Below are 21,992 nucleotides of genomic sequence, written 5' to 3'. Positions count from 1 at the left end.
ACGCGTCAAAGCAATTACACTTGAGACGTGAGCTCAACTGGCCTTCTGCGTTCGACAAAATAAGAATTTCCCGGCATTTTTTTGGCCTGCTGTTTAGCCTCGCCGAGGGCCATTGAAACCTTCGCCGCGCTATCGTACTCATTCGGCGCGACAGATACGACACCTCCAGACAACGAGCTGAGCGGATAGTAGATTAAATTCCCTTGCCGATCCTGACTTTGAATCCCCTCTTCACCGACCCCGATTTTCTTAAAAAGAATCACCGAGTGGCTTGCGAATAAAGCGATGACATCCTGCACCATTCTCTCCCAGTCAGAGCTTGAAGTAATGGTGATAAAGTCATCTCCGCCGATGTGGCCCACAAAGTCTGAACTACCAACAAACACATCCTTGAGTACTTTTGAGATCAGCAGAATGAGTTCATCGCCGGTGCTGTAGCCAAAATGATCGTTATAGGGCTTGAAGTTATCCAAATCCCAATATATGGCAACAAACGAAACTTCATTCTTCAGCAAGAAGTTTATTCTTCGCTCTATTTCGATATTGCCAGGAAGCAAAGTAAGGGGGTTCGAAAGCCTGGCCTGATTAACCTTGATTTCGGCCACAGTCTTGAATACGGCAGAAACAAGTCCGTAACCAACATAGCGCCCTTCTTTTGTTACGACGAAAATTTCATCCGAATTAAATCCAGCCGAATCGGATAATTTTCCCAGCATTTCACCCAGACTGACTTTCTGATCAAAAACATAACGCAATGGCTTCGCCATGGCGATGCATTTTCGCCCCGCTGATCGTATCGCAGGATTTTCGCCTCTTAGCCAGCGCAACGCATTGATTGGATCAATGAATCCGACAGGAACGTTTTTCGAGTCAACCAAGGGCACCGGTGAGTTGCTCCGTCGATTCACCAGCACACCAATTGCATTATGGTTGGTCAAACTCTCTGACACATAGAATCGTGAGCTGACAAAATCATAAGCAGTGATATTTTCACCAAAGAAAGCCGAATAGGCCTCAACTGCCGAATTCGATTTTTCTGAAAAATACAACGCAGCTCTGGATGGGCGCCCAAACAAATACCCCTGAAAATAGCCAACACCGATATTCAACAGCGAGGCGTAATCCGTATGGGTTTCCACCCCTTCGGCAACAACCCCCCAGCCTTTAGCCTTAAGCTCGGCAACCAAACCTCTCAGATAGCCAAACTTCGATTGATTTGAAGAAATATCTTCTACTGCATATTTATCGAGTTTTATATAGCAGTCTGAACAAAACAGCATGCTTTCATCTGGAATATCTTCCAGCGACGAGGTGGCGATAGCCACTCCCGCACCAGCATCGGCAAGCGACGAAAGCAAGCCCGCATCGCGGCTGTTATTTTTTTTTACATCAGCGAGCTTCAATTTAACCACCACATCGCCGCCATGCTGCCGCAGAACATCAACCCCACTCTTCAGGCAATCGAATAAATCTTTTCCTCCCGAATCAAGATCCAGGCTGATAAAAAGACTACCTTTCAGATTTAGATCAACGAACGCTTTTATTGCGGACGAAACGACAAGGCGCTGCAGAGGCTCAAGCAACCCGAGCGCGGCAGCCTCTCTAAAAAGATCATGCGGTGCATAAATGGATGATCCGTATGGACCTCTTGAAAACGCCTCGTACGCGAAGACAGAGCCCCTCTGTGAATCAAAGAGTGGCTGAAAATTGACCGAAACTGCTTCTTCTCTTAAAGCCAGAGCCAACACGTCGAGCACACTCTCGTTTCGCATTATTTAAAAAACCCCTCTCTACCGGGCAAGCGCTTAGAACCCAATCTAGGTCTAATCTAGATGCACGATTCCACGGAAAAAAGAGAAATTTCCATCACTGCGCAAGGCCTAGCCTCACAAGGCTCCATTTTGTGAACAGGCATTCTTCACGCTGAGACTCAAGTCCTTTTTGCAAACATAAGACACGGCCTGTTGAGTCAGGCCCATCAAATCGGCAATTTGCTTCTGCGGCAGGTTATTGGCATGCAGCTTTCTAATCAAGCGATCCCGCTCAGAGCGTGGCATTGACTTGGGATTGAAGATTATGAATTTTTCAAACTGATCGCCGGATCGATAGAATCTAACATTCTCTACAACTCCGGTCCCACGCCTCGCTATACGAACCGAAACGATGTCGCTGTTGTAGCTGATATTGAAGTTATCCTCTCTAGAAGGAGGAACCACGCCGAGCTGATAAAACAAACTGGTAACGCCGCCAGAAAAATAAAAATTTATATCATTTATCTTGGCATTAGGATCGGTGGCTGATTGAAACATGTCAAAAGCTCTCGCTGAGTTAAATTCTATTTGCATTTTTAAATGAAGATACAGGAAGCAGTGAATCCAAACTTTGTGCCGATTTACTAAACAGGCTCTTTGACATTCTCACACTACGCACCGAAGTAACCGGGAAAAGCAACACGTCATCATCTGTCGAAAATATCAAATAATTACTATTAAAAAATTCCTTAAATCGCAACTTTTCAATTATTTCATTATTCGGGATATCAGGAATAGAGAAGGTCTCTTTTGTTCCGTCATGCAATTCAACTACAATAAAAAAACTGTTATAACCAGAAACTCTTTTCATTGTAATCGCCTCTCAGCCTTCCGATAGTTAATTATTGCAGATGCCGATAAAACTTTAATTTTTTTTGATTGTATTTGTATTTTTTGTGTAAACCGACAAATCCAGATCTTTAATCTTATTTAACGATATTGGCACTCATACTAACGTCTTAGTTAGGGCTATAAAAAAGAAAGCATCCCTGCGCACCAAACACATTCAACCTCAGATTTACAGCACTAAAGAAGTGCAAGCCTCAAAGCGACCTAAACGACCAACAACAAGCGACCCACGCCCGAATAATTCACTCAACATACAAGCACAAGCACCCAATGGTGGGAAAAAAGAATTTTATTTTATTTGTAATGATTGTACAGACATACCAATTTGAAATTTAGCCATATAGAATAGTTGAATCAGACAAGCCAAGGATGCTGCCCACAGCAATACTTATGCATGTACAGCCAAACCGTTGCGTAAGGATTAAGTTGATGGACAAAACAGAACTCAAGACAACCCAAAAGTACAATCGTTCAAACAATAGAACAGGCGCGTGTAAATAATCGAAAATAAAAAATAAATGTTTTTTTGCAATAACAAGATGCGGACCATTAACGTCAGGAAGAAGTAAGCAAATGCTCCGACCCCGTAACAAATGCATTTGAGTTAACGCAAACAATCGATACAACGCGACAAAATCAGTCCGTTCTTGTCACTGAGAACTCAGCATTGACGTTTCGAAATGAGCACACCAAAGATGCCATCAAGGTATTCTTTTGGCTTAATTCGAATTTAATGCGCTCATTGATGAATCTATCCCAGCCTGTCCTCGTCGGCGAATCGCCGACATCATGCTGACACATGATGTATGCATCGTAATAACGTGACAGAGTATTTTCTGTGCATGGACGGCATACAATTAGCCAAATTGCTTAGCCATGAGATGATTGATTATGCAGTTCGGCATAACAGAAACGCCCATGGGCGGTCTGCGCAAGGCCGTTCGATCAAGCATCGAAGCCCGTGCTCACTATTCATGATTAGCTGAAGGATGGAAAATGAAGTTTGACGCGCTCGAGGCTAAGCAGTTGTGCGTGCTAATCGTCTGGCCCGTTCGAGCTTCATCAAATGCCCCCCACAGACGGGAAGGAATTCTTCGTAGGGCACAAACCTTAATGCAAATCACAAAGACACAAACAACAAAGGGCCGGGCCTCGATTGTTTGCCTGCGCCATCTTTCGTGCGTATGGCCTATATTTCAAAGGCAGCGAGCGGCCACGCGGCAAGCGCTTGATCCAAGCCGCACTATCTACACCGTCGAAACTTCTTAGTTGCGGCGGTTTCGCCCACAGACCATAGTGCAAACACTGCTTGAAGGAGATAGACAGCCGCCGCCTCCTACTGGTGCAGCGCACAGTGCGTTCTTCGACCTCTGTTCAGACAGCGGACGCTGACGGGATCAGGCGACGCAAGCTGATGCAATAGAAGGGCCTGTAAGAAGCATTGAACGGAGCCTTGCGGACAACGGCGTGCCTTCGCGGACGCGCGAGGTGTGCGAATCGAGAGGCAGACTCCCAGTGAAGCAAGCTCGCGCACAAGCTAGAGCGCGTCACTTCAGTCAAGGCGAAGGGGTAATCTTGCAGTGTCCAATCCATCGCTGCGCTCTGAATTTTGCGGGAATGACTGCCAAGACAGCCCTAGATAGTCCTCGATCATCGAGCAATCTAGATCACACACCGTAATAGAAAGTCAGAATCGCTAAATCTCAGTATGTAAGCAGCTTTTCCTGACCATATCGCTGCGCAATGGACATTATTGTTTGTTTTTCTTGACTGGACATCCTGGGATAATTTTGCAATAGCCATTGTCGCAAAGACGTAGGCGACGTTCGCCAAGTCCCAAGCAGAATATCGGAGACCACACGACGTACCCCAGGCTCACTCTCCCCTAAGTTAATCGCTTGCTGAACCGCTGTGTACAACTGATCATCCCGCAGGCCGATTGCGTAGCGACTGAGTGCGAGACTAGCCCAGGCGGGGGCATTATGTTCACGAAATTGAATCGAGCGTAATTGATAAGCCTCAGCTGCTTTAAAATAAATTACGCGCAGCCGATCATCTTTCCATGATTGAATCCCGCGGAATGAATAGATCGCCCCCATATAGTCATTCAACATCGGGCTATCAGGCACAACTTTCAACGCATCAAGAATTTCAGAGCGAGCCTCAATCCAAGCTGATAATGACCAGTCATTTCTACGAGCCATCCATCCATCCACCGTATCGCGAGCTCGCATTGATTTGAAATCCGCACTGACTAGAATAGCGGAAACATAAAACACCCAAATGCCAACCGCCGAAAATACGATCAACACGAATATTTCCGCCAGCGGCAGCCTTTCAGTTATCTTATTCGGAGACATCACACCGATATCCTAGACGTCCAGTCCGCATAGCGATGCAGGACCCAACTCGGTCAGCTGGACGGCAAGCGCCTCCCCGTATCGAGAGACTAATGCTTGCCGCGCCTCCTTTAAGCGATAACGACGACCATCAAGATTATGTGCGTCGCTAGCGATTGCACTGACCAGAGACTCGCTCAACATATACTCGCTCGCGGCAAGTGCGCGTGGTCCAAACTGCCCAAGAATTGACCCTGCCGTAATCTGTAACGCGCACCCTGCGTCCACGAATGAGCGTATTCTTTCCGGATTTTCCATCACCGATTTATTTCGCTCAGGGTGAGCGATCAGAGGACGAATACCTCTGGACAGCAAGACCCGTACGAGCCGATCTGCTCCTAGAGGAATTTGCGCATCCGGAAACTCCAACAGCATTGTCTTGAACCCCTGCGAAACGCCAAGAAATGGAATTTCGTCGCGCTCAATCAGCAGGGGCAGATCAGCATCCAACCGCACTTCGCCGCCAAACGAAATCCGCAAAGGCACGTTTTTTAGCTTAAGCAAATCGACATAACGCCGACAGCACAATTCAATTGATGAACGAGTGTTATTGAACCTGCCTGGGTAGACATGAGGGGTGACCACCGCATGTGTAACCCCATCCTCGACAGCAGCCCACGCAAGATCAATCGACGCCTGAAGCGACTGTGGGCCGTCATCGACTCGCGGCAATAGATGGCAATGAATATCAATCATTCTCAACTATTTGCCGACATAATTCATGCTTCGCTCTTTTTGGATCCATAGCCGTAACTCTCATAATCATCAATCCCATAACCGCTATAGCTGCCGTAATAACGTTGCGATTTTTTGAAGTCCAGATGATTCAAGACCACACCTAACATCCGTCCGCCAGATCGCTGCACACGCAAAATGCCTTTACGTGCTAAGGGATAAGGCGTCTTCATGGCGCGCACAACAAACACCACGCGATTCACCATCGGAGCGATGACAAGCGCGTCACTCACTAGCTCGACAGGTGGCGAGTCTATGATTATTACTTCGTACTGATCACGTAACCAGGCTAGCGTCTCCTTGAATTTCTGTGATAACAAAAGTTCAAGAGGATTGGGCGGTAAATCACCCGCCGGCATCACGGACAATGTCGAACCAGGCATCGTGTAGATACATTCACCCAGCGCAGAGGCCCCGGATACCAGACTTGAAATGCCCTTGGCGGATAATGGCATACCCAAGCGCTTTCCAATCTGGGGCCGACGCATATCCAAATCGATAAGCAAAGTCTTGCGTGTTTGAGCATGAGCCATGGCAAGATTCGTACTCACCGTCGTCTTGCCTTCACCGGGCATACTTGAAGTAATCAGCAACACGCGATGAGTCAAATCTATATCCGAAAGAAGTACGCCCGTTCTTGCGGTTCTGATGGATTCCGCCAGCTGCGAATCGGGGCTGTCAATAAATGCAGTAATGGCATTTTTGGCTTCCTCATCGCTCAGCTCAGGTAAGGCACTGAGCACCGGCTGACTCAGGCGACGCTCAGCATCTTCGGTCCCATTGATAGTATTGTCGAGTTTATCAAGCAGCAAAGAGATCATCACGCCTGCGAACAGCCCTAAAATCATTGCGATTACGATAATCTGTTGCTTCTTGGGCTTCACCGGATTATTAGCGACCACAGCGGGATCAACGATACGTGCGACAGAGCTCTGCAAATCATTACCAACATTCGTTTCCTTTGCACGGCTCATAAACATATCGTAGAGCTGTTTGTTTGACTGAACCTCGCGATCAAGCACACCCAACTCAAACTCTTGGCGATTGACATTTTGAATCGTGCCGCGTGCGGCGTTCAGCGCATTATCAAGCGCTTTTTCGGTAGACCGCGCAGTTTCATATTCATGAGTCAAGCTACTCACCACCGCTTGCATCTGGCGATTCAAATTTTCACGTGCGGCTTTAAGTTCAGACATAGCCTGGACCATCTTCGGATGTTCAGAACCATAGCGCTGCTGCAATTCGGCGACTTTAAGGGCTGCGGTACTTTCCTGTCTCTTAGCATCGGCAACCGCTGGGTTGCGAATAACGGCGGGTACCGTAGTGTAATCTCCGTCCTTGATTGATTTCACTTGATTAAAAGCACTCTCCGCCTCTGCCCGACGAGACTTAGCCTCCGCCAGTCGTTGCGCAACGTCCCCGATTTGCTGCCCGATAATTGTCTGCACAGAGCCTGATAAACTTACGATGCCCTGCTTGTCACGAAAGGATTGCAGCGCTTGCTCAGACATGGCTAGCTTGTCACGCAGCATCTTGGTTCGGTCCTGCAACCATTCGTTGGCTTGCTGCGTCATTTTGAATCGGGCCTCGCGATCCAAATCGATATAAGCATTTGCAATAGTATTGGCAACGCTGGCCGCCAAAGTCTTATCACGAGATTCGAAACTGACTTTCACCAACTGGCTAAGGCGCACCGGCTCGACGCTAATGTTTTTTGAAAATCGATAAAAAGCGGCATTGGCTAAAGACTCATCATTCCATTTCGGCGGGGCTGAACGGATACCGATGGATTGGAATAAAGTATTTACCCAGGAGTCCGAGTCTTTCCTGGGGTCAAACTCGGGGTATTCCCACAAACGCAGCAATTTCACCACGCGCATACCAACCTCACGAGATTTTATAATCTCCACCTGGGTCTGGTAATGCTCCTTGTCTTGCGATATCCCGCCGTAAACCTCATCGAACGACAAAACCTTGTTCTTGCTTTGCTCAATCAATACCGTAACAGTGGAGCTGTAAACCGGCTGCAACGAATACACAATAGCGGCTGCAACAATCGCAACAAAAAGACCAAGCGAAAAGATCGCCAATTTGCGTTTCGTAATACTGCGCCAATATTCAAGCAATTCTAGCTTGCTCTCTTCTGAAAGCCCCCCGGCAAGTGACACGAAGGGAGTCTCTGCAGTAGTTTGCGCAGCTTGTGGTGAATTCATCATCTAGATAGGAAACCGGAAAGTTATGGGGATTGGCACAACAATTAAGTCTTTAGGCTAGAAAAAGCTTTCTTCCACTGTAATTATGTCCCCTGGAAATACCGGGGTATTCAAATTCACCTTGACTTGAACCTGTCGCGGATCATCCCCGCGGATCAAATACAACTTGTTAAGAGAAGCACGCTCCTTGAAACCACCGGCAAGCGCTGCAGCCTTTCTTACGGTCAAACCTGGTTGAAACGGGAATCCACCAGGTTTATCTACCATTCCGTTTATAAAAAATGGCCGATACTCTTCAACATAAACGGAGACCTTGGGATTGACCAGGATGCGGCCACGCAATCCGTCAGCAATCATTCTTTCCACATCGCCGAGTGTCTTGCCTCGTACACTCAACTCACCAAGGCCGGGCATAAAAACGGTGCCGGTATCCGTTAGTCGAACTTTCTCTCGACTCAAGTCCTCCTCGCCAAATACTTGGATGGAAATAACATCCCCCGAGCCCAGTTTGTAAATTGACAAAAAATTACTTACAGCCAATGGATCTGGCAATGTCGAGGTCGAAGAGATATCGCTTTGCGCATAAACTGCGCGTCCAGACAACACCAACAACAGGGCAGTCACCAACAAAAAACGCTTATAAAACACCAAAATCCCCTATTCAGAGTGCTGCATCCAGTTTCAACGCGGTAAGGCGACGAATATATTTATCCGTATCAATAGTGGAGTCACGATCAAATAAACTATATTCCAGCCCGACGCTTAGCCAGCGACGAAAATCATAATTCATACCCGCACTTAAGGTACGTACTTTGTCATTACGTGTGGTGCCCTGATAGCGCAATTGCTGCACGCCGGCAGATGCCGTGCTATGCAAATAGCCAGTCCAGTCGTGGGTCCATTTCAAAGTATTGTTGCGCTCGATCACAAAACTGGTGCTGGAGCCCGAAGGATCCACAGCAGACCTGCCACTAAGGAAATCTATATTCGTATAGCTCATCGGCTTCCAACGAAGACTAACCTCCCATGTGAACCCTATATATCTTTTCCGCAGATTCGACTTGAAGTCTTTTGTCAATGCGCCAAGCTTAGCGATACCGCTGGTGGCAGCAGTTGCGTCCCAGGTAGCCCCGAGCATATAGCGCCTCTCGCTGTTATCGAGAAGCAAGCTGTCATCTACATAATCGAAAGTGGTATTACGAAACTCTGTCAGTAGTCGAGTTTTAGGGGCGACCCGATAATAAAACCGGGTGCCAAAATTGCTTATATCGACATCCGCTGTAGCGGTCGATTCGCGGTTATTTTGATAGCGCTTCCCGCCAACGCCGGCATCAAACTCCAGTTGTCCAGGCGCTCCCGGCGCCCCATAGCGAAATGTTCCATTTGCCAACCAGTCATGATGATGGTCTGGCGTTGACGCACCAATACTTCGATCAGTACTACCAATCGGATCATAACGATCTAAATAGCTCAACCCCCAAGCCAACGCAGTTCGGGTCGTGAACTCATTCTTTGCATTAAACAAAAAATCACTATTGTAAATATTGTTCTCAGCAACAGAGCTATAATTAGTGTAATCACCAACATAACCAAATGTGTAGCGATCGGCGCGATACGGTATATCGGCAATAATCGACGGACGTATTTTATAAAAAACGGAACTCCGCTCTAGGCCTGTAGTTGCTTGCGTAACGTTGCTGTCCCACCCGCCCCAGGCCAAAGACGACAAATACACATTCACGCCATCAAATCTGATAGGCGCTGCAGTACGCGAAGAGCCAACGGGTATGCCAGACGACTCATATACACTAGATGGCTGTATGGATGACGGATTGGTGATAGCCGCTGAAGAAGGCGATGCATTTGCAGTATCTGCGACATCGGCGGCATATGTTGCAATAGTATTTAGTGCTGCAGCAGACGCGACAAGTACTGACAACGATGAGCGCCTATAATCTTTTGTATCCGTACTCATTTCAACCTCACAATTCTGCATACATTAATCAAGCAAATACAAAACAACAAAAGACAGACCCAGATCATGTAATCGATGCGTTGAATCGTGAATAACTCGGATTCAGCACCCACACAAGTGCGATGACGACGGTAAACGTCAATGCATTGGCAGGTATCTGAAAATTAAAATCAACAAAGCTGTGAATAAGCTCACACAGTATTGCCATGCTCACCCCAAATGCAACGCCCCGATTTAAACGCGGTTGCGTAGCTGACCAAAAAATACGCAGTCGCCACAGCGTCAGCAGGACCAACATCGCCAACATTGAAAGTCCCGAAAATCCGGTATCCATGGCTATCTCAATATAATCATTGTGAGCATGGTCATAATAAGGCGGCAAATTCTGCTGTTTGAAACGAGGGAATACAGTATAAAAAGTTGCCCCACCAAACCCCAGCCATGGCCGTTCCATTAATGCAGGTAAAGATTGCCTGGCAGGCAACATTCGCTGCTCCAGCGTCTCTTCCCCCCGCGCATTCTCAGCACTAAGTGCAGTACCTTGAATTCGCTGTACAACTCGCTCCACCCCAATCCACTGCCCTACGATCAATACATCGACAACAATCAGGCTGAGCACCAGCCAAAAAGCTGACTTCCTTATTTTCTTATTAGCAAACATCCCGCAAGTGCCAACAAGTAGTAGCGAGATAAAGAATGCCGCATTGCCCATGCGTGAATGAGTCAACACAAGAGCAATAACCATGACTATTAGCATCAAGCGGACAAGCATTTTGACCGACAGGGAAAATTTCAAAGCAGCAACAACTCGATCCCGCAGCGACGAGCGCCCGACAGCGCTACCGGAGCTGTGTGACAACATCAATCCAATGCCAAGCGAAAGGCACATCTCCAGATAACCCGCAAGATGGTCCCAGTTGGCGAAAGTTCCCGATACTCTCTCACCTTGGGTAAACTGCATGAAGAAGTATTTATATTCTGCCTTCGACGCAAACAATAAAATCGCAATCAGCGACTGTAAAACCCCAGAAAAAACAAGTGTTACCAACACCCACAACACATCCGACTCGTTACGAAGAATTAGCTGGACTAAAACAAATGCGCCCAAATAGCACAGCGTTGCCAGTAGATACTCACGTGTATTGAATGGATCTAGCGTAACAATCTCTATAATTGGCCATGTATTACCATCATCCGCCCCACCCAACGCCGCGCTCACAAGTTGAACAGTAACAAGCATTGCAAAACCGCCGAGGCACATGAGTGGCCATTTCACCTGCTTCAACTCAGACAGCACAGATCTCCCGCTGCGCAGATGTGAATAGATAGAAGCAAGTAACAACAACCAAACCCACATGCTTAGCAGCCCAAGGGCCCAGCTTCTATTACTGGCCAGCGGTAGCGGCGCCCAAACCAACAGCACCAGAAACATGGTAAATAAAACATGTTCCAGCGCTGATCTGGGTATCAATTTTGATTTAATCAAGTGCTACATTCACATATTTTATGGCGCTATTGGCACCACGAAAAATGGCAGCCGCGGCTGCCATTCACGAGTGATTGCACTCATTCAGCTTCTACTTGCAGCTGAACCAGACCCGCCACCGCTTCCACCAAATGAAGGGGTATTTAGCACGGGTGCTGTTGTTGTCGAACCAATACCGTCGGCTGTGCCAAGCCCTTGACCGACGCCTGCAGCAGACGGGCTAACCAAAGTAGATGGGTCGGCACCGGCGGCCACTGCCGCCTCTATCTCACTGGGAGTTAGCACCCTAGTTTTTGCCTGCTTGGACGAAGCATTACCTGCCTCTTTCGTGGTATCTGCTGTCGTGGTCACAGTAGACGGTGCTTCAGCCACAGCAGCTGATTGCGCAACAACAGGCTCGACGGGCTGCGCCGTGGATGTACTTGCCGGAGCGGCGCACACAAGCCCGCCAGTATTCGTTGCGACATTACGGTTATCGACGATATTTTTGTTAGTCGATCGCTTTTTAACCTTGCGGCGCTGGTTAGCGGAAGCACTCTTCGGCTCATCCCTTGCGCACTGAATAGACGGCTGCGTTGCTTTAACTTTCGGCGAGGGCGTCGTTTCCGCATCCACCGCGGGAGTAATCAACGCTATAAATATCGCTGGCAGTGCTTTTTTAAGTACAGACATAGCAACCTCGCTCTTCAATTTAACCCAAATTCAAATCTACTGCACTGCAAAAAAATCTTAAATCAAAACTAGCTCAGATTCTACCTCTTGAAAAATGCAATCCGCGAAACATTATTTTTTTGTTAAAAACGACAAAAAAATAGCCCATAATGGGCTAAGTTGGTTTGAAACCAATACAAATGAAACGAAGTGCACTGACCCGCTAACGCCCAGCGGCGCCAGTAATGCAATGAAGCGTCTGCTCAAAGCGCCTGAGTACAACTTGCACATCCAGATTCTGCTCTGCGTAACGCCTTCCTGAACGCCCCAGTTGTTGTCGCAACGCGCCATCCGACGAAAGTCGGACAACCGCATCAGCCAAGGCCTTGGGATTTTCCGGTGGGACAATCAAACCACAGCTTGCTACAACGTCAGCGAGCTCGGTTCCCGCTGCGGCTGTCGCAATCACGGGTCGGCCGCTGGCGAGCATACCGGTGAGTTTTGACGGCATGACCAAATCAGCCGCATCAGCACGCTGCGGAAGTAGATGGATATCGGCCATGCTGAGCAGCTCCCCGAGGCGCGCCAAGGGCTGCAGCGGTAGCAAGCGCACATTGCTCAGCCCTTTGCATTGAATATCCAGAGCTGCTTTGCCGGCGCCCTGCCCGCAGAAAACGAAAATCACATCAGGGTGTGACTGAGCGAGAAGGGTTGCTGCCTGCGGAAGAACCTCCAGCCCCTGCTTCATACCCATGTTTCCGGAATAGAGGGCGACGACAGCATCACTTGAAATGCCTAATTCAAGACGATAGCTATCGATAGCCTTCCGCGGCCCAGCAAGCTCAGCAATAGAGCCAATCGCTGCGAGGTCAACCCAATTCGGGAAGAACATAAGCCTGGCCTTATCCACCCCTTTTTTTAAAGCCAGCTGCTGCATTCGTCCTGAAATCGTGCTTACCAGATCGAATCGTCTCAACAAAAACCGCTCGCATCGCAGTGCCAATCGTCTGGCTACAGGGTTTGACAACAAACCAAGCTGAAAAGCTGCATCCACTTCGTAATCCTGAATGTGAATCACAGCTTTCGCACCCGCTAAGCGCGCAGTAAGCCAGGCCCCTGGTGCGCACATAAGCGCGGGCGCGGCCATCCACACCACATCCGGCCTCCATAGCGCCTGGCAAAGCATGATGGGAAAACTAGTCGCAGCAAACGACGCCAGGTGTAGTAGCCGCTTCAAACCATTAACTGCCCTGGGAATCCATAGCGGACAGCGCCACACTTGATATCCCGAGTTCTGCTCTGAGGCTACAGGACTGTCAGTGACAGCCAACAGCGATTTATTCTTAATTTCAAAGTTGGAATAAATCGCATCGGTAGCAGGAAGCAAGGACGCAGGATGCCTGATCTCCTTATGATATCGCGTTGCGGAATATGGCGAATCAACCCGCCAGGCCGGATAGTATGGAGGGGCCGTCACAACGCGCACCTCGTGACCCTGCTTGGTCAGCCAATCCGCCATTTCTCCGGTGTATTTACCGATGCCCGTCAGCTCCGGAGCAAAATTTATTCCGTATATTAGTATTTTCATAAATCAGCAAGCGGCGAATCATTAAAAAACACAATCAACCCTAAAACAAGGGTTCAATTTCGCTTGATTCCCAGACCAATGGCTTCATACTCAAGGCCATTAGCCAATAGCAATGCTGGATCATACATATTGCGGCCATCAAAAACAGCGGGGCTCTTCAGCGTTTTTCTAATTGCTGAAAAGTCTGGACTACGAAACTCCAACCACTCGGTTACGATCACTAAAGCATCGGCACCATCTAGAGCTTGCATCGGCCGTACTGCATAGCTCAGACGCGGCTCTTCAGCAAAAATACGACGCGCTTCATCCATTGCCACAGGATCGTAAGCAGTAACAGTCGCACCTCGCTTGCACAGCTCGGAAATAAGCACACGGCTTGGCGCTTCACGCATGTCGTCCGTATTGGGTTTAAATGCCAGCCCCCATAACGCGAAGTGTTTTCCTGAAAGATCGGAGCCAAAACGACGCGTAATCTTGTCCACCAAGACAAGCTTTTGTGCTTCATTAGCATCTTCAACCGCTTGGAGCACCTTTAACCCCTGCCCCGCGGAAGCTGCAGTCTGGATCAGCGCTTTGACATCTTTCGGAAAACACGAACCACCGTAACCACAACCGGCATACAAGAAATGACGACCGATACGCGGATCAGAGCCGATACCTTGACGAACGTGCTCGATGTCGGCCCCAAGCTTCTCGGCTAAAACGGCCAATTCGTTCATGAAAGAAATACGCGTCGCCAACATGGCATTAGCGGCATATTTGGTTAGCTCAGCTGAACGCACGTCCATCAGCACGAGTTTCTCGTGGCTACGCTGAAAAGGCGCATACAGGGCGCGCATGAGGTTGATTGCCTGTTCATCATCTGCCCCGACAACGATCCGGTCCGGGCGCATGAAGTCCTCTACAGCCGCCCCCTCCTTAAGAAACTCGGGGTTAGACACAACGCTATAAGGCACAACCACATCACGCTTAACCAACTCTTCTGCAATTGCTCCACGCACCTTGTCGGCAGTGCCAACCGGCACGGTACTCTTATCAATCACGACCTTGTAATCGGTCATCAAGCGACCGATGTTGCGCGCAGCCGCCAGTACGTATTGCAAATCGGCAGAGCCATCTTCATCGGGCGGTGTACCAACGGCAATAAATTGAACCGTACCAAATCGAACAGCCTCTTCTATACTGGTCGTGAAATGCAGACGCCCCGCCGCAACATTACGCGAAACAACCTGATCCAGACCCGGCTCATGGATGGGAATTCCTCCGTCCTTCAAAATTCGTATTTTTTCGGGATTCAAATCAAGACACAAGACATCATTGCCCACTTCTGCTAAACAAGCCCCGGACACCAAGCCTACGTAACCAGTTCCAACAACGGTAATTTTCATAATCGATTCTCTATTGATAGTGAATATCAGTTTTTTAAATCTAGATCGCCTTTGTCCGATCTGACGCGCAATACTCCATCGCGAATAGAAAGCACAGTGGAGTCAATCACAAACGAATCATCCGGCTTGATGTCATGACCATTCCTGAGTATCAAAGGCACGGCCGACCACCAATCAGCCTCAGTCGCAAGCTTCTCAATCCGGCATCTAACTTCTGTCACATCGCCAGTCATTTCGTGCACCAGCACCGAACCGACAGAAGCATCAAAAACCGGGAGAGGTGATGACTTCATCCGAGATTTAAAATCATTAAAGTCAGCGTCCGTTTTACGTCGTTCAACCCTAAAAAACAGCGCGCTTCTGGCTTGGCGTATTTTTATAGAATAGAAATCTCTTAACAATGAAGACTTAGCCTCATCTATTTCATATTTCCCGTTGAGACTCGCCATCGCCACATAAACATCCCCTTGCCTGACAAAAACCCACTGCCCATCGAAAACAACCTCATCAAAACTGCGTGACACGCGACAGGCTGCGACTTTAAGCAAATCATTGGCATGCTGATCTCGATCTTTCCAGAATCGATTGTCTTTGTTCAAAGGCCAGGGGTCTTTATCCGGAATATCGAACAACATCACGACAGATGATTCGTCGTAGCGATACATCTGCTGAAACGGCGATGATCTATCGGTAGACCAAGCATCCTCCCCCTGATTGCTCTTCCAGAAAGGGTGGTAACACTCGATTTGATTGTATGGCTTGTCGGACTTCAACAATATCGCAAAGGTTTGTATATGACCGCTATAGCCGGCAGGTTGAAAATTCAGGTTCCCGGTCCCGATTGCGAATTCGTCCCCAATAAGACTATCACCATATATTTCAATCGGTGTTAAGGCATCCCAAACACCAAAACGTGGTGTGTTATAACGAATTCGATAGCCTGAACCGGACGATATACCCCTTATAGCAGCAGGCGGCCTCCATTTAGAAAGCGCCAGCATCGCTGCGTAGAACGGCTCTCCACTCCGGAAATCACGATTTTCAAAGCCTTTCGGCTCACCATAGTAGTACCAAAGAATCTGTTGACTAATGGATGGCGTATAACTACTCGTCGGATCAGTGGAGTTCATTTGATCGTAGTTTTTGCGTGTCAGTGGCGGCACTATGACGCCATGAAACGAATGTGCGCGCAGCGCAGCCAGCTCCAGCAACGCTTCAGATTCAGCACTATTTCTAACATCCTCGTCCGCCGCGAAATCGATCAAATTCAACAAAGGAAAATAATCGACCATCGCATAGGTGGGCGAAAGCAGCTCATAATGTCCCTTGTTAAAGAAATGACTACGCCTTTGTGCTAACTTTGACTTCGTCTCCCGCATCAGGGCTATTGAATCAAAAACCTTTCCATCCCAATCAGTCCATTTGGCTCTCTCAAAATATTGAGCGAGTAAATACCAGGATGTAGCCCTCATTACCGCATGATTAAGCGTTCCATGTGCAGTGAGCCGTTGGCGATTATTTAGCGCCACAAAATTGGCAATTAGCTCTGATTTTTGCAAGGAACTCAAACAATCGCCAAACTGGTATAAATAGCGTACCAAAGGCGGCAGTGCGAACATTTCAACTGGTCCATCAGAGCTATCCGACACTTTCAGTTTTGGCAGATCGACCATGTATTGAGGCCACTCTTTCGGACCGCACCCTTCCACCGCAGTGGCCGCCAAAACCTCATAAGCCGCTGTCTTCGCCCCGCGAGAAAGATCGACGCGCCGACTTGCCCCTGATGCAAGCAAAAGATCTCGCCGACTGCCCACTGCATCCAGCCAATCATCCTCCTTAAGCGCGGCGTGAACTGATGCTCCAAAGACAATACAACTCAGGAATAATCCTAGTCGGAGCAAGCTAACGAGTCGACATAGCAATGGGGTATATTTCATTGACGCTTAAGAAATCAACTACAAAAACTTGCCATTTAACGTCACGCAAAAAAACAACTATGTTTGCTTAACATATGAAATCAAAAAAAGCCATTTCTTGATCTGAAATCAATTTCCTTAGTCTTCAACACAATAAAATACTCATAGATGCTCTGGACCAATGCGTATCGGACACCCGGCCAACCATCCATAAAAGCTCGGCGTAAAAAAAACATATAAAAAAACTTCACAAATGGACGCCCAGGCAATTTGTAAAAAATTGCTTTTTGATGCAGACGGCGTTCGTTAAAGTCTCGACCAAACAATGCCTTCCCCCATGAGTGATCAGCAATCTGGCGTTGAGCAATCAACTGAGCTTCCATACGGGAATAAATATTATGCTTAGTAATCCAATGATCCATTCCTTTAGAAAATGGATAATGATCAAAATAGCCGTGTAGGTCGACAACCTCACCGTCAACCATGAGTACTTCGTTAATTTCTCTTTCGTAATGCGCCCTGCCTTTGCGCACAAGGCGAATATAGAATGGCGAGATTTGGGCGTTCTTCAACCAACGCCCCCACCAAATGTCTCGACGACGGAATCTCGCTGCCGCAACCGAGGTCGGCGCCTGGCGAACAAACGCCAGCAACTCATCAACAAGGCTAGGCGGGATGCGCTCATCAGCGTCGAGGATCAAAATCCATTCGTTCAGGAATGGCAGGCTCAGGCCAGCATTCCTCTGCGAGGCGTAACCATCGAAAGGCCGAACAGACACTTTCGCACCAGCCTCTTCAGCAACATGCAAAGTGTTATCAGTACTACCAGAATCCAGCACATGAATGTCGTTACTCCATATCACCGAAGCTAAACATTCTGGCAAGTCTTGCTGCTCGTTCTTAGTCAGAATCAGTACGGAAATCGACATTCATACAACTCCTGAACTCTTGCTGCGGTCACGTTTATATTGAACTGGATTTCCCGCCCAAACGGTCCATACATCTCTAATAGATTTGACCACTACAGCCCTTGCGGCAATTACACATCCATCAGCTATCTCAACACCAGGCCCGACAAATACCTCAGCACAAATCCACGTGTGTCGGCCAAGACGAATCGAATCAGCAATCAATTGAAAATTCGACGAATCAATGTCATGGCTACCCGTACACAAAAAAGCACCCTGAGAAACTACGCAGCGCTCTCCAAGATGAACTTCTGCAATGTTGTAGATACGTACATTGTCTGCAACACCAACATAGCTCTCTGTTCGCAGATTCCACGGTGCCCAAATGCGCGCACCTGGATATACGTGCACATGCGAACCGAGCTTGGCGCCAAATAATCTAAGTAGAAATGCACGCCAGCGATGAAGAGGACGAGGAGAGAACCTAAATAGAGTTAACTCAACACACGTCCAGGCTAGACGGGCTAAACGATTGCTAAAAGAAAAAGATGCCTGGGTGTACGGATCGCTACCCGAGATGATCATGCAACGCAATCCTTTATAGTGCTCAGCATGCTATGAGTCATTTGCTCAACGGTGTAGCGCTCTTTGAACGTAGCTCGCGCTTGTTTCATCATTTTCTGTTTTTCTGTAAAGCTCATTTCAACCCAACGTCGCAAGTTCGCTTCGGTATCCGCCACATCATCGTTGCCAACCAAACCTGCACCATCCTCTTCAATTTCACGCCAGATATTCACTTTGTTAGAAATCAGGGTCGGAACGCCACAACCTAAAGCCTCAGCAACTGCGATGCCGAAATTTTCCTGATGAGAGGGCAGGACAAACAGTTCACTCGCATAAAATGCGCCCCATTTCATATCGCCCCTAAGCATTCCTGTCCACACAATCCGATCGGCAATTCCCAGGCACTCGGCTTGGGCTTTCAGACCTTCAACCAGACCATGTTGATCCGGCCCCGCCATCACCAGACGAACGTCCTCATCCAGACCGGCTATGCGTGCGAACGCCTCGATCAATAAATCGCAACCTTTCTTTTCATGTATACGACTTAAAAACAATAGTGATTTTTTTCCGCGCAAAATCGGAAACGAATTCAAAAAAAGTTCGCGGACACGGTCACTGTCCTGTGGCGGCGTAGCTGCACCGTACTTCACGACGCGGGGATTTACCTTGTAGAGCCAGAAGCTCTTAGGAGCCAATAACTTCTCCTCCTCACAGGTAAATAACACAGCTTTTGCATCCCTGAGCACACGATAATCGGCCCATGGCCAGTAAAGCCATTTTTTTAGGTGCTTCAACGGGTATGCATGCTTGAACCAGGGATCAAGCATGCCGTGGGTGTAGACGAAATAGGGCTTACCAGAATTTTTCAGAGCACGCCAGGTGCCGAATGCATGGTATTGCCATACACCGTTTATCACCACTGCATCAAAACGATGGATGTTGTCCTTTAGCCAAGGAACAAGTCTCGGGTTGTAGCCATAAGTCATCATCCCCTTTCCGAGTGGATGAGGAACAACCGGCAGGCCCTGTAAATGAACGTCACCTGGCTCATCGAAGCAGACCACCTCCACATGAACTCCGTTCTTTTTGTGAACATGAGCCATCTGAATCAATCCCTCCATTGGGCCGCCGCCTTTTGGATTCAAAGATGGAATTACATGCAGTAGATTCAAGACGAAAACCCCGACCTTTCCAAAATGCGGCGATATACCGCCTTATATGCTTGTAATGTACGCTGAGAATCAAAGCGAGCCACATTCTCAATGCCTCGCCGAACAACCGCCTCTCTGTCATCATCCGGCAGGTTCAGAATATTCGAAATAAGAACAGCCCCCTCAATCGCCCATTCGCGAGCATTTTTCAGCGTTCGGCGATAGTGATAGAAGGCTGCATCCCCCCCGACTTCGGTCATCGGTGCCTCACCTGTTGTCACGACGGGCGTACCACACGCCATCGCCTCCACAATCGGCCAGCCAAACCCCTCCGAAAGACTTGGAAATAGCAACAATCGCGCGTGCGCATAAGCCGCATGCAAAGCGCTTGAGTCCAAACCGCTCAACAAATACACCTTGCCGCCGGGCGGTACCTTTTTAATGGCCTGTAACACCGCCGCTTGATCTTTAGGACCAATCATCCAGAGAGGCAGCGGATCCTTAACACGTTCCGCGTAGGCCGCGTACATCTCAACAATGCCCACCCTGTTTTTGTACCACTGCCCCCCCCCGACATGCAGCAACATGCCTCGTGCTTCAACCGGAAGCCCAGCATCTACAAGACATTTTGTACGCGCATCCTCCGTCATCGGACAATATGGGTAGTTCAATCCGTTATATACAACAACAGACTCATCAGCATTGATGTGCGCGTAGCGATGTAATTCGGTGCGGGTTTGCTCGGAAACGGATATAAAGTTTTTACCCTGTGAGAACCCCCAGCGTATAAATCGCTGATAGATTTTCCCCGTCAAACCAGTAGGATTTTCTGCAACCGCACCGAGCGCCGAGCGAAGGGCCATAAGGTCATGACAATGAATAACATGCGGCCTATTCTTCACCAGCGGAACCCAAGGCCCCAACGCCTGATCACAAAATACAAACAAAGTATCTTTTGGCAATCTTCTGATATATAGCTTTACCGACACCGGAAAAACAATATATTGATCTACATATGAAAGCCACTTCTTAACGCCACCCCCAAAGGAAAGACGATAAAAAACAGGCTTGGGAGAAACAACATCCACCGCACCAAAGCTTGAACTCAACATCCGCGCAAAAAGAGGCATGCTTTTACTATTCATAAAATCCGGATGCGAAAACAATACAATTTTCATACCGCAGCACTATGTTGTTGATCTTTTTTTACCGCCAAAGCTATCGCCACACGGAACTCCTTCGCACAGACAGAATTATCCCAGTCAGCAATTAATTGCAGAGCACGCGAACCACAAGACAATAAAAGCGGTCTATCCAGCGCAAGTCTTCTCAATGCCTCCGCCAGACCTAAGAGATCAGCGCATGGATATACAATTCCGGTTCCTTTACCTTCGATTAGATCTGGCGCTGCACCAACCTGATCAGACACTACGCAAGGCAAACCTGATGCCATAGCTTCATTAACAGCTAATCCCCAAGGCTCCAGTTCAGATGGCAAAACGAACACATCAGATGCGGCATAAAAATCGCGAATTTCCGTTTGATTTTTAAAGCCAACAAAAACAACATGAGCGCCAGACATTTCTGCTTGTGCACGCAAGGACATCTCTTCTTCGCCAGAGCCTACGATGAGCAAGCACATCGGTAGGCCTTCCGCTTGCAATTGGGCACAGCTGGATATCACATCTGAAACGCGTTTTCGCTTGATCAGCTTGGATGCAGAAAGTACGACAAACTCGCTATCAGAAATGCCTAGCGCTAAACGAGTTTGTTTACGTCGCCAAACTCTTTCATTGCCATCTAAAGTGAAAAAGTTATTTTCTACAGAGAACGGTGAAAACAGGATCTTTCTTGCCGGTACGCCGTTCTGCAAGTAGAACTTGCGATTGAGCATTCCAATGGACAAAAAATAGTCAACCTGCTTAAACACAAGCCTCTTCAGAGCTCCTTTGAATAAGCCTGGGTTCATATTTTGCGGGGTCGGCTTGGTGTCGCTCCGCATTAAAACAGGAACCCCCATAAGTCTCGACGCTAAAACAGCAAGAATATTCGTAACGTCGTGATAACCGTGGACCAACAAGACATCCGGGTTAATTCTATACAATGCGGAAACTACTGAAAAACAAATACCACCGGACTCACTACGATCAGACAAAAACTCATATTTATAACCTTCCAGCAAAGGAAGATCCCAGACAATCTCTCGACCAAATCCGGCATCAAATGACTTTGTCACCCCAACGCGATTATGAAATAGAACTGTCAGATTGATATCGCCTTGTGCTGCAAGCCAGCGATAGATCGGTACATAATATTGAATAGGATGACTTACCAGCATCACTACATTGGGCTTCATAC

General features: G+C 48.0%; 17 protein-coding genes. All 17 read right to left on the bottom strand.

What is annotated here, in order from left to right; genetic code table 11:
- Positions 1-14: 14 nt before the first annotated feature.
- The 17 genes from ABDB84_RS12205 to ABDB84_RS12125 all read right to left on the bottom strand — a co-directional run bounded on the left by ABDB84_RS12205 (position 15) and on the right by ABDB84_RS12125 (position 21,990).
- Positions 15-1,757, bottom strand: a complete 1,743-nt coding sequence (locus ABDB84_RS12205) for a GGDEF domain-containing protein (protein WP_345920015.1) — start codon at positions 1,755-1,757, stop codon at positions 15-17.
- A 129-nt stretch (positions 1,758-1,886) separates the two neighbouring features.
- Positions 1,887-2,309 carry a hypothetical protein gene (locus tag ABDB84_RS12200; protein WP_345920014.1) on the bottom strand — a complete coding sequence of 141 codons (423 nt, stop codon included), beginning with the start codon at positions 2,307-2,309 and terminating at the stop codon, positions 1,887-1,889.
- A 2,054-nt stretch (positions 2,310-4,363) separates the two neighbouring features.
- On the bottom strand, positions 4,364-5,020 hold the full coding sequence (locus ABDB84_RS12195; RefSeq protein WP_345920013.1) for a hypothetical protein: 657 nt from the start codon (positions 5,018-5,020) through the stop codon (positions 4,364-4,366).
- Between the two features lie 12 nt (positions 5,021-5,032).
- Positions 5,033-5,755: a tyrosine-protein phosphatase gene (locus tag ABDB84_RS12190; protein WP_345920012.1), complete on the bottom strand. Its 723-nt coding sequence runs from the start codon at positions 5,753-5,755 to the stop codon at positions 5,033-5,035.
- Positions 5,756-5,778: 23 nt separating this feature from the next.
- A complete protein-coding gene (locus tag ABDB84_RS12185) occupies positions 5,779-8,010 on the bottom strand; it encodes a GumC family protein (RefSeq protein WP_345920011.1) in 2,232 nt (743 codons plus the stop codon).
- A 54-nt stretch (positions 8,011-8,064) separates the two neighbouring features.
- Complete coding sequence (locus ABDB84_RS12180) at positions 8,065-8,655, bottom strand: polysaccharide biosynthesis/export family protein (RefSeq protein ID WP_345920010.1); 591 nt, start codon at positions 8,653-8,655, stop codon at positions 8,065-8,067.
- Between the two features lie 13 nt (positions 8,656-8,668).
- Positions 8,669-9,982, bottom strand: a complete 1,314-nt coding sequence (locus ABDB84_RS12175) for an outer membrane beta-barrel protein (RefSeq protein ID WP_345920009.1) — start codon at positions 9,980-9,982, stop codon at positions 8,669-8,671.
- Between the two features lie 64 nt (positions 9,983-10,046).
- Positions 10,047-11,414 carry an O-antigen ligase family protein gene (locus tag ABDB84_RS12170; RefSeq protein WP_345920008.1) on the bottom strand — a complete coding sequence of 456 codons (1,368 nt, stop codon included), beginning with the start codon at positions 11,412-11,414 and terminating at the stop codon, positions 10,047-10,049.
- Between the two features lie 138 nt (positions 11,415-11,552).
- Positions 11,553-12,140 carry a hypothetical protein gene (locus ABDB84_RS12165; protein ID WP_345920007.1) on the bottom strand — a complete coding sequence of 196 codons (588 nt, stop codon included), beginning with the start codon at positions 12,138-12,140 and terminating at the stop codon, positions 11,553-11,555.
- Positions 12,141-12,342: 202 nt separating this feature from the next.
- Entirely contained in the window at positions 12,343-13,707 is a 1,365-nt protein-coding gene (locus tag ABDB84_RS12160) for a glycosyltransferase WbuB (protein ID WP_345920006.1), read from the bottom strand.
- A gap of 53 nt (positions 13,708-13,760) precedes the next feature.
- Positions 13,761-15,095, bottom strand: a complete 1,335-nt coding sequence (locus ABDB84_RS12155) for a UDP-glucose dehydrogenase family protein (protein ID WP_345920005.1) — start codon at positions 15,093-15,095, stop codon at positions 13,761-13,763.
- Between the two features lie 26 nt (positions 15,096-15,121).
- Positions 15,122-17,032, bottom strand: coding sequence for a hypothetical protein (locus ABDB84_RS12150; RefSeq protein WP_345920004.1), 1,911 nt, complete (start codon positions 17,030-17,032; stop codon positions 15,122-15,124).
- A gap of 80 nt (positions 17,033-17,112) precedes the next feature.
- The gene (locus ABDB84_RS12145; protein WP_345920003.1) at positions 17,113-17,940 is read right to left on the bottom strand and encodes a glycosyltransferase family 2 protein; all 828 of its coding nucleotides are present in this window, start codon (positions 17,938-17,940) and stop codon (positions 17,113-17,115) included.
- Positions 17,941-18,504, bottom strand: a complete 564-nt coding sequence (locus ABDB84_RS12140) for an LbetaH domain-containing protein (protein WP_345920002.1) — start codon at positions 18,502-18,504, stop codon at positions 17,941-17,943. It lies immediately after the preceding gene.
- Positions 18,501-19,655 carry a glycosyltransferase gene (locus ABDB84_RS12135; RefSeq protein ID WP_345920001.1) on the bottom strand — a complete coding sequence of 385 codons (1,155 nt, stop codon included), beginning with the start codon at positions 19,653-19,655 and terminating at the stop codon, positions 18,501-18,503. Before ABDB84_RS12135 ends, ABDB84_RS12140 begins: the two co-directional genes overlap by 4 nt.
- Positions 19,652-20,812 carry a glycosyltransferase family 4 protein gene (locus ABDB84_RS12130; RefSeq protein ID WP_345920000.1) on the bottom strand — a complete coding sequence of 387 codons (1,161 nt, stop codon included), beginning with the start codon at positions 20,810-20,812 and terminating at the stop codon, positions 19,652-19,654. The genes ABDB84_RS12135 and ABDB84_RS12130 overlap by 4 nt, the downstream gene beginning before the upstream one ends.
- Positions 20,809-21,990: a glycosyltransferase family 4 protein gene (locus ABDB84_RS12125; RefSeq protein WP_345919999.1), complete on the bottom strand. Its 1,182-nt coding sequence runs from the start codon at positions 21,988-21,990 to the stop codon at positions 20,809-20,811. The genes ABDB84_RS12130 and ABDB84_RS12125 overlap by 4 nt, the downstream gene beginning before the upstream one ends.
- Between the last annotated feature and the right edge of the window lie 2 nt (positions 21,991-21,992).

The organism is Uliginosibacterium sediminicola, from assembly GCF_039631295.1.
Lineage (GTDB): Bacteria > Pseudomonadota > Gammaproteobacteria > Burkholderiales > Rhodocyclaceae > Viridibacterium > Viridibacterium sediminicola.
This window is presented reverse-complemented; position numbering and strand designations above follow the sequence as displayed.